A 14,295-nucleotide genomic window follows, 5' to 3' on the forward strand; every position below is an offset into this window, starting at 1 on the left:
CCGGTCTGCCGGAGGTCGCTCACTCGACGTCGAGCCGCAGCACGTCGTCGATGGTCTCCCTCCGGACGATGACGCGTGCGGTGCCGTTGCGGACGGCGATGACGGGTGGGCGTGGCTGGCAGTTGTAGTTGTTCGCCATGGATCGGTGGTAGGCGCCGGACGCGGGCACGGCCAGGAGGTCGCCGACGGCGAGGTCGGCCGGGAGCGGGGCGGAGTCCACGACGATGTCTCCGGACTCGCAGTGCCGGCCGCAGACGGTGACCGTTTCCTCGGCGGCCGTCCCCGTGGCGCGGCCTGCCCGGACGGCCGTGTAGGAGGCGTCGTACAGGGCGGGGCGCATGTTGTCGCTCAGGCCGCCGTCCACGGACACCCACGTGCGCAGTCCGGGCTGGCGCTTGATCGTGCCCACGGTGTAGAGGGTCACCGTGGTGGGTCCCGCGATCGCCCGCCCGGGCTCGACGGCGAGCCGCGGCATGGGGAGGCCCGCTTCGGCGCACGCCTTCTGGACCCGGTCGATGACGACCGGGGCGACGTCCCGCACGTCCAGGGGCCTCTCGTCGAGGAGGTAGGCGATGCCCAGGCCTCCTCCCAGGTCGAGTCGGCGCAGCAGGACTCCGTGCGTGCGCGCGGTGTCGGCCATGAGGCCGACGAGTCGGTCGGCGGCGACTTCGAAGACGTCCGGGCGCAGGATCTGCGAGCCGAGATGGCTGTGCAGGCCCACCAGTTCGAGACCGGGCGAGGCCAGGACCCGGGAGATCGCACGGTGGGCGCTTCCGGTGGACAGGGAGAAGCCGAACTTCTGGTCGTCGGTGCCGGTGGTGATGTGGGCGTGCGTGTGCGCCTCCACGCCCGGGGTCACCCGGATGAGGACCTGCTGGAGCACGCCGTGGAGACCGGCGATGGCCGACAGCCTCGATATCTCGTCCTCGGAGTCGACGACGATCAGCGAGACCCCGTAGGCGACGGCCTCCGCGAGTTCGGCCGCCGACTTGTTGTTGCCGTGGAAGATCAACGAGGCGCCGGATACTCCCGCGCGCTGGGCCGTGCGCAGCTCGCCGGCGGAGCACACGTCGATTCCCAGTCCCTCCTCCTTGAGCCACGTGGCGACTTGGTGGCAGAGGAACGCCTTGCCGGCGTAGTAGACGTCGTGGCCGCCGAAGGCGTCGCGCCAGGAGCGGCAGCGGCCGCGGAAGTCCTCTTCGTCCAGGACGAAGGCGGGGGTGCCGAACTCTTCGGCGAGATCGCTCAGGAGCATGCCGCCGATCTTCATGCCTTCGGTGCCACTGGTGGTCGTGACGGGCCACAGGTGCTGAGGAGGGTGCACGATGGTTCCCCTTCGAGAGGGCGCTCAGTAGGTGGTCAGAAACCGGTGGAGGACGCGGACCCCGAAGTCGAGGCCTGTCACGGGCACGCGCTCGTCCACTCCGTGGAACATGCCGAAGTAGTGCAGGTGGGGGTCGAGCAGGAGGGGTGTGAACCCGTAGGTGCTGATCCCGATCTTCGCGAAGGCCTTGGCGTCGGTGCCGCCGGACTGGATGAAGGGCACCGGGTGCGCGTGCGGGTCCTGGCTGCGGAGGGCGTCGGCCATGGCGGCGAAGGCTGGTCCTTCGTGGTCGGCTGCGACGGCGTCCTCACAGTTGATGAACTCCCGGGTCACCTTGGGGCCGAGGAGCCGGTCGACGGTCTCCAGGAAGGTGGCTTGCGCTCCGGGGAGGAACCTGCCGTCCACCTCGGCCCGGGCGCGGGAGGGGATGACGTTCACCTTGTGGCCGGCCTGGAGCACGGTGGGGTTGGTCGTGTTGCGGATGGTGCAGTCGAAGAGTTCACCCAACTGTCCGAGGCGGGCGGCCTCGTCCTCCAGTCGGGTGCGGTCGATGCGGATCCCCAGGATGCGGTCGAGGGCGTCCAGCAGGGTGCCCACTGCCGGCGACACGACGGTGGGCCATCGATGGGTGGCGAGTCGTGAGAGGGCGTGCACGAGTTCCGCGACGGCGTTGTCCTGGGCGGGGCCCGATCCGTGGCCGGCCGTGCCCCGTGCGGTGAGGCGCATCCACGCGGTGCCGCGCTCTCCGACGGCGATGGGGTATACGCGCGCGTCGGTCCCGGCGTGCCTAGGCCGTGTGGTGATCGAGAACCCGCCCGACTCGCTGATCGCCTGCTCCACACCGGCGAAGTGCTCCCTGTGCGTGGTGACGACGTGGCGTGAGCCGTACTCTCCCGTCGCCTCCTCGTCCGCCAGGAACGCGAGGACCAGGTCGCGGCGGGGGCGGTGCCCGGTGCGGGCCCAGGCCCGGACGAGGGAGAGGACCATGGCGACGGTCCCCTTCATGTCCACCGCTCCCCGCCCCCACAGACAGCCGTGGTGGAGATCGCCGGATAGGGGGTGGCGGGTCCAGTCGCGGGGTTCGGCGGGCACGGTGTCGAGGTGCCCGTGCACGAGGAGCGGGGGCAGGTACGGGTCCAGGCCGGTGATCCGCGCGAGGACGCTCGTACGGCGGGGCCTGGGTTCGGTGAGGGTGGTGGCGACTCCGACCTGGTCGAGGGCTTCCGCGACGTACTCGGCGGCCTGTCGTTCGCCGGGTCCTGTCTCGTCCCCGGCGTTGGTCGAGTCGATGCGCAGGAGGTCGGAGCAGAGCCGGGCGACGTCGTCGGCGAAGCCGTCGTGCAGACCGTGGGGTGGTGCGAGGGTCACGGAGGTCTCCGCGGGGAGTCGGGACGGGGAAGCTGCGGGCGGTCAGTCGAAGTGGTCCTCCATCGCGGCGCCCGCGATGGTGGTGCACACCTTGAAGGTCCTGGCCGCCGTGGTGGCGTCGGGTGACGTGAAGGCGACTCCGCACGGACCGTTGTGCTCGACGGTCGGGACGGCGAGCACCGCCGCGGCCAGATGGGGCGCGTGGAAGTCGAGCTCGAAGCGGTGGGGCCCTGCGGGGCCGCCGCGCACGCGCCGTGTCCGTCCGTCCAGGTGCTCGGTGGGGACGCTCTGGGCGCGCACGGCCTCCGTGGCCTGCGCGCGCAACAGCTCCGCGCTCCGCGTGGGAGGCAGGCACAGCGCGGCGTACCGGCTGACGCATTCCTTGACTGCCACGACGCGGGCGTCCGGGGCCCATGTCCGGGCTGCCTCGCAGGTGCGGTCGTCGCCGGTGACCAGGATGACGGGCACGCCGTGTTCCTCCGCGATCAGGGCGTTCATGCGCCCTTCGTCGGCGGGCTCACCGTCGATCCGGAAGGCGGTCAACCCGGTTCCGAGGTACGTGTGGGACAGGACGCCCTGCTGTCCGGCGCCGGTGTGGTAGCCGAGGAGGACGACTGCGTCGGCCCGGTCGATGCCCTCCATCATGCCCAGCGGTTTGTGGCGGCCGGTGAGGAGGCGCGCGCGGGGATCGAGGGCCTCGATGAGCAGGTTCCGCTGGGTGTAGTGGGCGTCGTTGACCACTACCTCCCCGGCGCCGCCCGCGAGGAGTCCGTCGACGACGGCGTTGACGTCGCCGGTGAACAGGGGACGCAGTCGTTCCCAGGAGGCCGTGCCAGGTTCGACGTCGTCCGGGCAGGTGACGCCCGTGACGCCTTCCATGTCGGCCGAGATGAGCACACGTGTCATCGGGGGGTCCCTCGCTGCGGGGGCAGGGTCACGCGGTGCCGGGCTGTGTCGAGTACCGCGTCCGCGCCGAGGGGGAGGGTCAGCTGCCGCAGTCCGTGACCGGCGGGCAGTCCGGATGCCACGGGGACGCCCAGATCGGACAGGCGGTCCCGCAGGACGCCCTCCACGTCCTCCGGGGGGCCGCACGCGGAGAAGTCGCCGAGCACCACCCCGGCCGTGCGCTGCAGCACGCCGGCACGTCTGAGCTGCGTCAGGGACCGATCCAGGCGATAGGCGTCCTCGCCGACCTCTTCGAGGAAGAGGACGCACCCCTCGGTGTCGGGTGCGGTGGGGGTTCCCATCGACGAGGCGAGCAGGGAGAGGTTCCCACCGGTGAGGCGCCCCTCCGCCCGTCCGGGCACCAGGACGGGCCCGGCGAGGGCCAGCGAGCGGGCGGACGGACCGAAGAGGGCCGCGTGCAGGTGACGGGCGGTTTCCTCGTCGTCGTGAAGCGGTCGGCAGGCCGGCATGGGGCCGTGGAGCGTGACCAGGCCGAGCCGGTCGCCCCACGCCTGGTGCAGGCAGGTGATGTCGCTGGAGCCGACGAGGAACTTGGGGCCCGCGGCGGCGAGGCGCGGGTAGTCGAGCAGGTCGGCGATGCGCTGGGTTCCATAGCCGCCCCGTGCGCAGAAGACTCCTCGGACCTCGGGTTCGAGCCAGGCTTCGGTGAGGTCGTCGAGGCGGTCCTCGTCGGAGCCCGCCAGGTAGCCGAGCCGGGTGGAGAAGAGCCGGGGAGTCGAGCGCACCGTGAGGCCCCAGCTCTCCAGCAGGCTCCGGGCGGCGGACATCTCCGTCGCGTCCACGGGCCCGGCCGGCGCGACGACGGCCACGGTGTCTCCAGGTCGCAGCGGCGAAGGGAGCAGGCGGGGCCTCCTCACGTCGGCCGGTGGGGTGCCCTCGGTGGCGGCCGTCATGACTGCGGCTCCGGGAGAGAGGAGCGCACGGGGCGGCCCGTACTCACTCCCGCTTCTTCGGAAAGGGTGAAGATCCGCTCGTAGAAGCGGAGCTCGGTCTCAAGCGCGGCCCGGATGGTCTCGGCGCGCCGCCAGCCGTGGCGTTCGCCCGGGAATTCCGCGTGCTGGTAGGGGATGCCGGCCTTTCTCAGGGCCCCGGCCATGGCTGAGGACTGGGCGGGGTCCACGATGGCATCCTCCAGGCCGTGAAGCAGGAGCGCGGGCCCACTGGCGTGAGGTGCGGCAAGGACGGGCGAGCGCTGTTCGTAGAGGGCGGCGCACTGCGGCAGGGGGCCGATCAGACCGTCCAGGTAGTGGGACTCGAAGTCGTGGGTGGTGTCCGCCCAGCTGACGGGGTCGGTGATGCCGTAGAGGGACACCGCGCCGACGAAGGTGTCCGTGTGGGTCAGGGCGGCGAGCGCGGTCCAGCCGCCAGCGCTCCCGCCCCGGATCGCCAGCCGGTCGGGATCGGCAAGCCCTTCGGCGACCAGGGCCCGCGCGACGGTCACGCAGTCCTGGACGTCGACGACTCCCCAGGCACCTTTCAGGCGCTCCCGGTACGCGCGGCCGTATCCGACGGACCCGCCGTAGTCGACGGTCGCGACGCCGATGCCCCGGCTGGTGAAGTAGGCGATCTCGAGGTCGTACACCATGGGGTAGTCGCCGGTGGGGCCGCCGTGCACGAAGACCACCCAGGGAGAACGCGCTCCGTCGGCGGTGGTGCGGTGCGGGTGGGTGGGTGGATAGGTGTGGGCGCGCACCAGGATGTCGTCGGTCTTCGTCCGGCCCCGGGCGGACTGGATCGAGCCGGCGGGGAAGGTGCGTGCGGTGGGCTGGGGCAGCCAGGCGGGATCCACGTGAGGTCGGGACGAGGCGGAGACGATCCGCGCGTCGTGGACGGGCGCGGTGCCGGTGGCGGGCACCGCGGCGGTGAAGACGGCGTAGGGAAGGGTCGGGCCCGCTCCGACGGCGACCAGGCGGCCGGTGTCGGCGTCGATGCTCTGGACGAAGTCGGTATACGGGAGGTCGAGCGGTGTCAGTACGGGGAGCCCGGGTCCGGCGTCGGGATCCACCACGGAGATCCGTCGTCCCGCGCCTGTGCCGTGGATGGCCACCGCGCGTCCGTCAGGGAGGGGGGCGAACCACGAGGTGCCCGGTTTCCACAGGGCTCCGCCGAACTCCTCCTCCACGTCCGCGACAACCCGTGCGGGGCCTCCCCGGGCGGGCACGAGGTGGAGGTTCCACCAGCCGGCGGGGTCGGTGACCGCCCAGAGGGTGTCGGCGTCCTGCCACTCGGCCTGGGCCACAGACTCCGTGGGACCGCCCGCCCGGATGTCGTGGACGCCGGCCCTCCCGTCGGCCCGCAGGGGCGCGACGCACAACTCCGTGCCGTCCCACGGCATGTCGGGGTGATTCCATCCGATCCAGGACACGTGCCGGCCGTCCGGCGACATGCGGGGGCAGGTCATGAACCGGTGGGTCGCGGCGATCGTCCGTTCGGTGCCGGTGCTGAGGGACACGGCCACGAGGGCGCGTTCGACGTCGCGTACCCCGCCCGAGCGGGTTTCGCGCACTGCCCAGACCTCGTTCCGCGACGGAGGAACATAGAGATCGCCGTAGGTGACGTTCTTGCGCGTCGGCGTCAGGGGGCGGGGCTCGTCGTGGCCGTCCGGGCAGTGCACGTAGAGACGCTGGTCGTGCCAGTGGGTGAAGACGACACCGTCACCGGTGGGGCGCCAGCTCCGGCCGCCGTACTCGTGGAGACCGTTCCGGGCGTCGAGGCCCCCTGGGAGCACGTCCTCGACCTCACCGGCCGGTGTGGTGCGCACGACGCAGCGGCGCCCGGCCTCGTCGGGTCGTGGTTCGTCCCACCAGACGTCGTCGCCGACCAGGGAGACCCAGCCGGGCGTTCCGTCCTGGCTGGCGACGACCGCGGCGGTGATGTCGGAGGGCCAGGCCCGGAAGGCACGCGGCGTGCTCCGGGCGGCGGGCGAGTGGTTCATCGGGGTTACCGCCTTGTGCCCATGAGGATGGGCGTCGTGAGGTTCGATCGGTGAGGGGTCTGGCACGCCGGCCTCTTTGTCCCGCCGGGCGGACCGCGGGGGGCCGGTTGCTTCGCTGGGTCCGGGCTCACGGCGCGGGGCAGCACACGTGGGGGGTGGGGCTGGCCGGTGCCGGCCGCGGACGGCGGGGACGAGCGGGGCCCGCCCCGCCAGGGGTGCGTCGTGCAGGCAGGTGAGCGCGCCGGACACGTGGGCGCCGAGGCGTTACCGCGGCGGTGGGCAGTGATGCACCGTGCCGTCACGTGGACCGCGGCGGTGCGGCGGAGCTGTTCTCATGACTCACACGGTAGAGAGGCCGCCCCGGCTCGAGCGATCAACAAAAGGTCCCGGCCTGGAACGGGGGACACGACATTTCGTCGGTCCAGGAGTGCCCTACGGGGTCACCAGTTCGGGTCGAGACCGCGCACGTGCGCGGGGAGGGGCAGGTCAGGCGGGTACAGAAGGTAGACCACTCCCCCGCCGCCGGACGCCGACAGCCACACGCGTTCGAACTCCCCGCGCGCGTAGACCCTTCGTACGTCCTCGTCGGTGGCGGAGAGCGGGTCGTTGGCGACGACGTCTCCGTCCTCCGTGAACCCGCAGACGATCTTGATGCTGCCGGCCGGCGAGTAACCCGCGCCCGCCAGTTCGCCGATGCGGAAGCTCTGGGCCGTGGCGACCGGAATGCCCGCGCAGATGAAGCGTTCGAGCTCGCTCAGCGAGCGGAGACGCGTGACCAGGCCCCTGAGTCCGTACCGCGCGGGATAGGCGGCGTTGAAGGCCCAGTTGCCGCAGCCCTTGTAGGCGTAGTCGTACACGGCACGGGCCGTGTAGTCGACTTGCGGGGCGGTGTCGGCGGGGTCGATCCACGCCGTTTCGTCGTCGCTCGGCCCGTGGCCGAAGTATTCGACGAGCATCGCCGTGCAGGCGGGCGCCGACCAGGCTTCTCCGCCTCCGTCCCATTGCGGACTGTGGCCGGTGTGCACCTCCTGGGAGCGGCGCGGTACGTCGAGGACCTTGCCCCGGGCCCCGGCGGGTGCGCTCACCGCTTGGCGGTGGCCGGGGGGCAGCGACGACGCGGCGAGGCAGAGGGTCTGGACGACGGGCCCTTCGGAGGTGCCCCGCGTGCGCGCCAGCCTGACCTCGAGTTCGTAGCCGTGCACGGGCCGGCCGGGGGACGCCACGAAGACGTCCACGTCCGCCGATCCGAAGGGGTCGGCCTGGCCGGGCACGGTGGTGCGGTGTACGACGTCGTCGTCGGACGTCCAGTGCGCCATGACGTACCAAGCGGAGGGATCTCCCTGCGCGTCGCGCACACGGAGCCGCACCCTCAGCCGGGTTCCCGCCGGAGTGAGAGCGGTCCACGAGGGGATGAGTTCCTCGGCCGGGAAGGGCAGCTCGCGCCAGCCGGTGGAGCAGGTCGCGTACTCCCACTCGAGCGTGGCGTGCCCGTGCTGATCCACGAAGGCCTCTTGCCCTTCGGGGTGTTCCAGGCGCAGGGCTCCGTCCGACCAGGCCGTTCCAGTGAACGTGGCATCGGAGAAATGACAGGCCTCCGACCAGCGGTGCAGCACCGCCTGAGGATCGAACGGGTCGTTCGTTCGCCCACAGTTCTCGCCTGTCACGGTCTTCCCTGCTGCTTTCTCGTAGCTTCGGTACGACCCTGCCTGACGCTGGTGGCGGGGCGGGGCCCACATGGTAGCGGCCTGGACTTCCCGATGAGGAGTTCCAGGCCGCTCCGGATGCCGCCTGCGGTCAGTTCACCGCACGAGGCAGTACGGCGGCCGGGTTCACGACGACGTCGTCCGCCTTGACGAACATGATGCGGTGGCCGAACTGCACCTGGTGGTACCTGAGCGCGCCGCGGACCACGGTGTGGCCGGCGAGCTCGAAGGTCTTGGAGTGGTAGTACTCGCCGTTGACCGTCTGGCCGACGCTGTAGAACTGTCCCGGGAGGAGTGTGTACTGCAGCGGCACCAGGGGCTGGACCGGAATGTCCGCGGGATACGCGGCGGGCTCCGGGTAGGCGCGGCCGTAGAGCGGCGCGCTGTCGAGTCCGGGGCGCAACCGCGCCACCAGCCCCTTGGAGGGCAGCGTCATCGCGTGGCGGGGGTCGTTCTTGAACCAGCCCTTCTGCCCCAGGTACCACAGGGCCGTCCAGTCGCCGCGGCGTTCGGCCACCACGTACTTCTGCCCGGTGCTCACACGCGCGGCGTGGTTGTAGACGGACCAGGTGCCGGGGGACGGACGGATGCCGACGTCGGTGACCAGCGGGGCGTCTTCCCGGGGTTCGCTGCGCAGGGTGATGGAGGCGGACCCGTGCACGGGGCAGAGGTCGGCCGGAGTCGCTCCGCAGTAGTACGGCTCCGTGTTCGAGTCGTAGTCGGGGCGGATCGTCACCAGCGGCGAGGTGGCCTTGCCGTGGGCCTTGAACGGCTTGCCCAGGAGGCCGAAGTAGTGGTCCCAGTCCCAGTAGGGGCCGGGGTCCTGGTGCATGCCGGCGACGTTGGCGGGCACGGTGCCCGGCACGTTGTCGTGGCCGATGACGTGGGCCCGGTCCAGGGGGACGTCGTACTTCTTGGCGAGATGGCGGACGAGGCGGGCGGACGTCCGGTACATGGCTTCGGTGTACCACTGGCCGCCCTCGGCCAGGAAGCCCTCGTGTTCGAGACCGATGGACTTGGAGTTGACGTACCAGTTGCCGGCGTGCCAGCCGACGTCCTTCGCCCGCAGGTGGTTGGCGATGTGGCCGTCCGCGGAGCGGAGACTGTAGTGCCAGGACACGTAGGTCGGGTCCTGGACCAGCTTGAGGGTGGTGTCCCAGGTCGCTTCGGTGTCGTGGATCACGATGTAGTCGATCGCCTGGTTGTTCGGACGGTCCGAGAGGTCGTGGTTCCCGAAGTCGCCCGGCTCTTCGGAGAGCATCTGATACGGGGCCGGCGTCCAGTCGCAGCCCAGGTCGCGGGGGCAGTCGGCGCCCGGCACGGTGGCCTTCAGCCCGAGCCTCTCCAGCTGCCGGGTCTCCGGCTGGACGGGCACGGGGGGAAGGGTGACGACGGTCCCGTCGTCGGTGCGGCGCGACTCTCCCGCGTTGATCAGCGAGAAGACGTCGTCGGCGAAACGGCGGGCCGCGCCCGTCTCGCCGGCGCCCGAGTAGGCGGCGACCGCCGCGTACCACTGGGCCGGGTCTGTGCTCAGGGGCAGGCCGGCGGACCGCTGGTGGTCCGCGAGGAGCGCGGCGCCGCCCTCGATGTTGGCCGCGGGGTCGGTCCTGAGGCGGCTCGCCGGCAGTCCCGTGAGCGCCGCGGCCCGGCCCAGGGTCTCCAGTGAGGCGGGGAGCCGTTCCTGATCGACGGGTGTGTCACGGCGTACGAGGGGCGGCCGGGAGGTGTCGCCCCGCGGGTCCTCGTGACCGCTCGAGTGGTGGGGCGTCTCGGCGAGCGCCGCCCGGGCGTCGGTCAGGTGCATGGGGCCGAAGCCCGCGTCGACGCTGGGTGCGCCGCGGTGGTCGTCCCAGCGGCTCTGGAGGTACGAGACCGCGAGCAGGACCGTCTCGGGCACGTGGTGGCGCTCGCCGGCCTCGCGGAAGAGTTCCGCGCGGGACGACTTCCCGGCGCCGGTGTCGTGCGCGGTGGCCACGGACGGCCGGGCCTGCGCAGGGGGCGTGGCGAGTGCTCCGGTCATCAGGACCGTCACGATGGCTGCTACGCCGGCTGTTCGTCGGCGCGGGGTGGATCTGCTCACGCGTTCCTCCTTGTTGCCATGCTTTCGATGGGGAAGTGGCAGGCGGTGGGGTGATCGGCTCCGTCACGCGTGCGCAGTTCCGGTTCCACCAGGCACTGTTCACGCGCGTAGGGGCAGCGGGTGCGGAAGCGACAGCCGGACGGCGGTGAGGCGGGGGAAGGGAGGTCCCCTTCCAGGAGGTGCTCGTCGTCGGCCGCACGGCGTCTCGGATCCGGAACGGGTGCCGCGGCGAGGAGCGCGCGGGTGTAGGGGTGGCGGGGGGCCGTGTAGATCTGCTCCCGGGTTCCGGTCTCCACGATCTTCCCGAGGTACATCACCGCGATCCGGTCGCAGAGGTGCTGTACGACCGCGAGGTCGTGCGAGATGAACACGCAGGCGAGGCCGAGGTCGCGGCGGAGTTCCTGGAGCAGGTTGAGGACCTGCGCCTGGACGGAGACGTCGAGTGCGGACACCGGCTCGTCGCACAGCAGCAGCCGTGGTCCGAGCGCCAGCGCACGTGCGATTCCGAGGCGCTGGCGCTGTCCGCCGGAGAACTGGTGCGGGTAGCGGTCTCGGTGGGTGGGGTCCAGGCCGACCGTTTCGAGGAGTTCGTCCACGCGGCGCCCGCGGTCGGCCTTGGGGGCCGCTTCGGGGTGGATGGCGAACGGTTCCCCGACGATCTGCCCGGCGGTCATCCGCGGGTTGAGGGAGGTGTACGGGTCCTGCAGCACCATCTGGACACGGCGGCGGACGGTGCGGAGTTCCCGGGAGGACAGGGAGAAGGGATCCTGCCCGTCGATCACGACGCTGCCCGAGGTGGGCCGGTCGAGGGCCATCAGGAGGGAGGCGAGGGTGGACTTGCCGCAGCCCGATTCGCCGACGATGCCGAGCGTCTCCGCCGGGTGAACGGTCAGGTCGACGCCGTCGACCGCTCTGACCGCTCCTGTGCGGCGTTTCAGCAGGACTCCTTCCGTGATCGGGAAGTGGCGGGTGAGCGCTGTTGCCTGAAGGAGGGGCGGAGCGGCCTCAGCCAACGGGGGCACGGTGAACCTCTTCGGCGAAGTGGCAGGCACTGCGGTGTCCTGCGGGCGAAAGGGTCTGGTAGGGGGGTGCTTCACTGGCGCAGCGCGGCTCGGCGCGGGGGCAGCGGGGGTGGAAGGCGCATCCGGTGGGAACGGACGAGGGCAGTGGTGGGGCGCCGCTGATGGGGACGAGCGGCTTGCCCATGCGGTCCAGTCGGGGGACCGAGTCGAGGAGGCCCCGGGTGTAGGGGTGGCCGGGTCGGGTGTAGAGGTCCTCCGCCCCCGCGGACTCCACGGTGCGGCCGGCGTACATCACGGTGATGCGGTCGGCGGCCTGTGCGACGACGCCGAGGTCGTGGGTGATCAGGAGGAGGCCCATGCGGGTTTCGTCCTGGAGCTGTTGGAGCAGCCGCATGATCTGGGCCTGGACGGTGACGTCGAGGGCGGTGGTGGGTTCGTCGGCGATGACGACCTCCGGGTCCAGGGCGAGCGCCATCGCGATCATGACGCGCTGTCGCATGCCGCCGGAGAACTGGTGGGGGTAGTCGTGGACCCTGCGGGCGGCGGCCGGGATGCGGACGCGGTCCATGAGCGCGACGGCCCGGGCGAGCGCCGCCTTGCGTCCCTCTCCGCGGTGCACCCTGAACATCTCGGACAGTTGGTCGCCCACCGTCAGGACGGGATTGAGCGCGGTGAGCGCGTCCTGGAAGATCATGGCGACGCGGGTGCCCCGCACGGCCCGGTGGTGCTCCGGTGACATGGAGAGCAGGTCGTCGCCGCGGAGCCGTACGGCGCCGCGGGTGATGTGCGCCGGCGGGGTGTCCAGCAGCCCCATGACGGCCTGCGCGGCGACGGACTTACCGGATCCGGATTCGCCCAGCAGCGCCAGGGTCTCCCCTTCGCGGAGCGTGTAGGACAGACCGTTCACCGCGCGGATGGTGCCGCGCCGGGTACGGAACTCGACGCAGAGGTCGTCGACCTCCAGCAGTGCGGGGGTGTCGGCGGACATGGACGCTCATTTCAGCCGGGGGTCGAAGGCGTCGCGCAGGGCGTCCCCGAGGAGGATGAAGCTCAGGACGGTCGCGGACAGGAAGAGGGCGGGGAAGAGGAGCAGGTGGGGATAGTCGAGTACGAAGGCCTGGGCAGCGTTCAGCTGCAGTCCCCAGGAGACCTGGGGGTACTGCAGGCCCACTCCGAGGAAGTCGAGCGTCGCTTCGCCCGAGATGACCGCTCCGACATTGAGCATGGCGACGACGATGACGGGGGTGATGGCGTTGGGGAGGATGTGGCGCAGCATGAGACGGGTGGGCCGTGCCCCGAGCATGCGGGCGGCTCTCACGTAGTCGGCGTCGGCCAGCGCGATGACCTGAGAACGCATGATGCGTGTCATGGTCGTCCAACCGAGCACGGTCAGGACCAGGATCATGGCGCCGAGCCCGTGGTCGGGGAAGGCGACCAGGATGACGGTGGCGCCGAGCACGAAGGGCAGGCCGAAGAAGATGTCGGTGATCCGGGAGACGAGTGCGTCGAGCCAGCCACCGTGGAAGCCGCTCAGGAGGCCGAGGACGACGGCGATGACCAGGGAGGCCGCGGTGACGACCAGGCCGGCCAGCAGGGAGGGCCGGGTTCCGCGGATGACCTGGACGAGGTAGTCGCACCCCTGCAGGTCGAATCCGAAGGGATGGCCGGCGGAGGGACCGAGCTTGGAGTGGGCCAGGTCGCACCGGTCTCCGGCCTCGGTGAACAGCGACGTGAACGCGCCGGGCGCCAGGGCCATGGCCGTCATGACGAGCAGGGTGATCAGGGCGGCCCACACCGTGGGGCGCCGTCGTAGTTCGAGCCACGCGTCCTTGCTGAGGGAGGCCCGCTGCCGCGACGGCGGGGACGTCGTGTCGGGGGCCGTGCCCTCGGCTGCGTCGCTCGTGGCCTCCAGGGTCCTGGTGGTGTCAGTCATGACGGATCCTCGGGTCGAGCAGCCCGTAGAGCAGGTCCACGAGCAGGTTGGCGAGCAGGAAGATGAGCACGAGGGCGGTGGTGGTGCCCACGACCACGGGGCCTTCCCGCAGCTGGATGGACTGGAAGAGCTGCTGGCCGACGCCCGGCAGGTTGAAGATGTACTCGGTGACGATGGCGCCGGCCATGAGACCGCCCAGCTCCAGTCCGAGGAAGGTGACCACCGGGATGAGGGAGTTGCGCAGGGTGTGCTTGACCACGACGCGCCGCCGGCTCAGCCCCTTCGCGTGGGCGGTGCGCACGTAGTCGGCCCGGAGGTTCTCGATGAGGGAACTGCGCGTCAGCCGGGCGACGTAGGCGAGTCCGAAGGAGGCCAGGACGAGGCCGGGCAGGAGGAAGGCCAGGGGCCAGCCGCCCTCGGTGCCCGCCACCGGCAGCCAGCCGAGCTGTACGCCGAAGACGAGCTGGGCCAGGTATCCGACGACGAAGACGGGGACGGAGATGATCAGCGTGGTGCCGAAGAGCACCGCGCTGTCGTCCCACTTTCCCTTGCGCAGACCTGCCCATACGCCGAGGGCCATACCGAAGACGAGCTCCAGGACCCAGGCGGTCAGGCCGAGTTGCAGGGTGATGGCCCACCGGTCCGCGAGGAGGTCCGACACCTCGCGGCCGGTGAAGGTGGTTCCGAGATCCCCGGTGAGGAGGCCGGCGAGATAGTGCGTGTACTGCATCCACAGCGGGTCGTCGAGGTGGTAGCGGGCGTGCAGCTCGGCGAGTACCGCCGGTGGGACGGGTTTGTCGCCGGCGAGACCCTGGATCGGGTCGCCCGGCAGGACGAAGACGAGGGTGTAGATGAGGAAGGTGGTGCCCAGGAGTACGGGCAGGGCATGCAGCAGGCGACGGGCGACGAATCTCCACACGACGGACGGCCCCCAGGGAATCGGTCTGCGCGACGCTCCCGGAGG

General features: G+C 71.2%; 11 protein-coding genes. All 11 read right to left on the reverse strand.

Going from position 1 to position 14,295, the window contains the following annotated elements:
* Positions 1-19 precede the first annotated feature (19 nt).
* A complete protein-coding gene (gene lysA / locus OG392_RS00920; protein ID WP_329274342.1) occupies positions 20-1,324 on the reverse strand; it encodes a diaminopimelate decarboxylase in 1,305 nt (434 codons plus the stop codon).
* Between the two features lie 24 nt (positions 1,325-1,348).
* Entirely contained in the window at positions 1,349-2,692 is a 1,344-nt protein-coding gene (locus OG392_RS00925) for a M20/M25/M40 family metallo-hydrolase (protein WP_329274345.1), read from the reverse strand.
* Positions 2,693-2,734: 42 nt separating this feature from the next.
* Positions 2,735-3,598, reverse strand: coding sequence for a M55 family metallopeptidase (locus tag OG392_RS00930; protein ID WP_329274347.1), 864 nt, complete (start codon positions 3,596-3,598; stop codon positions 2,735-2,737).
* Positions 3,595-4,551, reverse strand: a complete 957-nt coding sequence (locus OG392_RS00935; RefSeq protein WP_329274350.1) for a S66 peptidase family protein — start codon at positions 4,549-4,551, stop codon at positions 3,595-3,597. The genes OG392_RS00930 and OG392_RS00935 overlap by 4 nt, the downstream gene beginning before the upstream one ends.
* A complete protein-coding gene (locus OG392_RS00940; protein WP_329274353.1) occupies positions 4,548-6,593 on the reverse strand; it encodes a prolyl oligopeptidase family serine peptidase in 2,046 nt (681 codons plus the stop codon). Before OG392_RS00940 ends, OG392_RS00935 begins: the two co-directional genes overlap by 4 nt.
* A gap of 440 nt (positions 6,594-7,033) precedes the next feature.
* Positions 7,034-8,095 carry a C39 family peptidase gene (locus tag OG392_RS00945; protein WP_329274356.1) on the reverse strand — a complete coding sequence of 354 codons (1,062 nt, stop codon included), beginning with the start codon at positions 8,093-8,095 and terminating at the stop codon, positions 7,034-7,036.
* A 292-nt stretch (positions 8,096-8,387) separates the two neighbouring features.
* The gene (locus OG392_RS00950) at positions 8,388-10,316 is read right to left on the reverse strand and encodes an N-acetylmuramoyl-L-alanine amidase (RefSeq protein WP_443055046.1); all 1,929 of its coding nucleotides are present in this window, start codon (positions 10,314-10,316) and stop codon (positions 8,388-8,390) included.
* Between the two features lie 56 nt (positions 10,317-10,372).
* Positions 10,373-11,398 carry an ABC transporter ATP-binding protein gene (locus OG392_RS00955; protein ID WP_329274361.1) on the reverse strand — a complete coding sequence of 342 codons (1,026 nt, stop codon included), beginning with the start codon at positions 11,396-11,398 and terminating at the stop codon, positions 10,373-10,375.
* Complete coding sequence (locus OG392_RS00960) at positions 11,382-12,386, reverse strand: ABC transporter ATP-binding protein (protein ID WP_329274363.1); 1,005 nt, start codon at positions 12,384-12,386, stop codon at positions 11,382-11,384. Before OG392_RS00960 ends, OG392_RS00955 begins: the two co-directional genes overlap by 17 nt.
* A gap of 6 nt (positions 12,387-12,392) precedes the next feature.
* The gene (locus OG392_RS00965) at positions 12,393-13,331 is read right to left on the reverse strand and encodes an ABC transporter permease (RefSeq protein WP_329274366.1); all 939 of its coding nucleotides are present in this window, start codon (positions 13,329-13,331) and stop codon (positions 12,393-12,395) included.
* A complete protein-coding gene (locus OG392_RS00970; RefSeq protein ID WP_329274368.1) occupies positions 13,324-14,250 on the reverse strand; it encodes an ABC transporter permease in 927 nt (308 codons plus the stop codon). Before OG392_RS00970 ends, OG392_RS00965 begins: the two co-directional genes overlap by 8 nt.
* Between the last annotated feature and the right edge of the window lie 45 nt (positions 14,251-14,295).

It is taken from the genome of Streptomyces sp. NBC_00691, assembly GCF_036226665.1.
Taxonomy (GTDB): domain Bacteria; phylum Actinomycetota; class Actinomycetes; order Streptomycetales; family Streptomycetaceae; genus Streptomyces.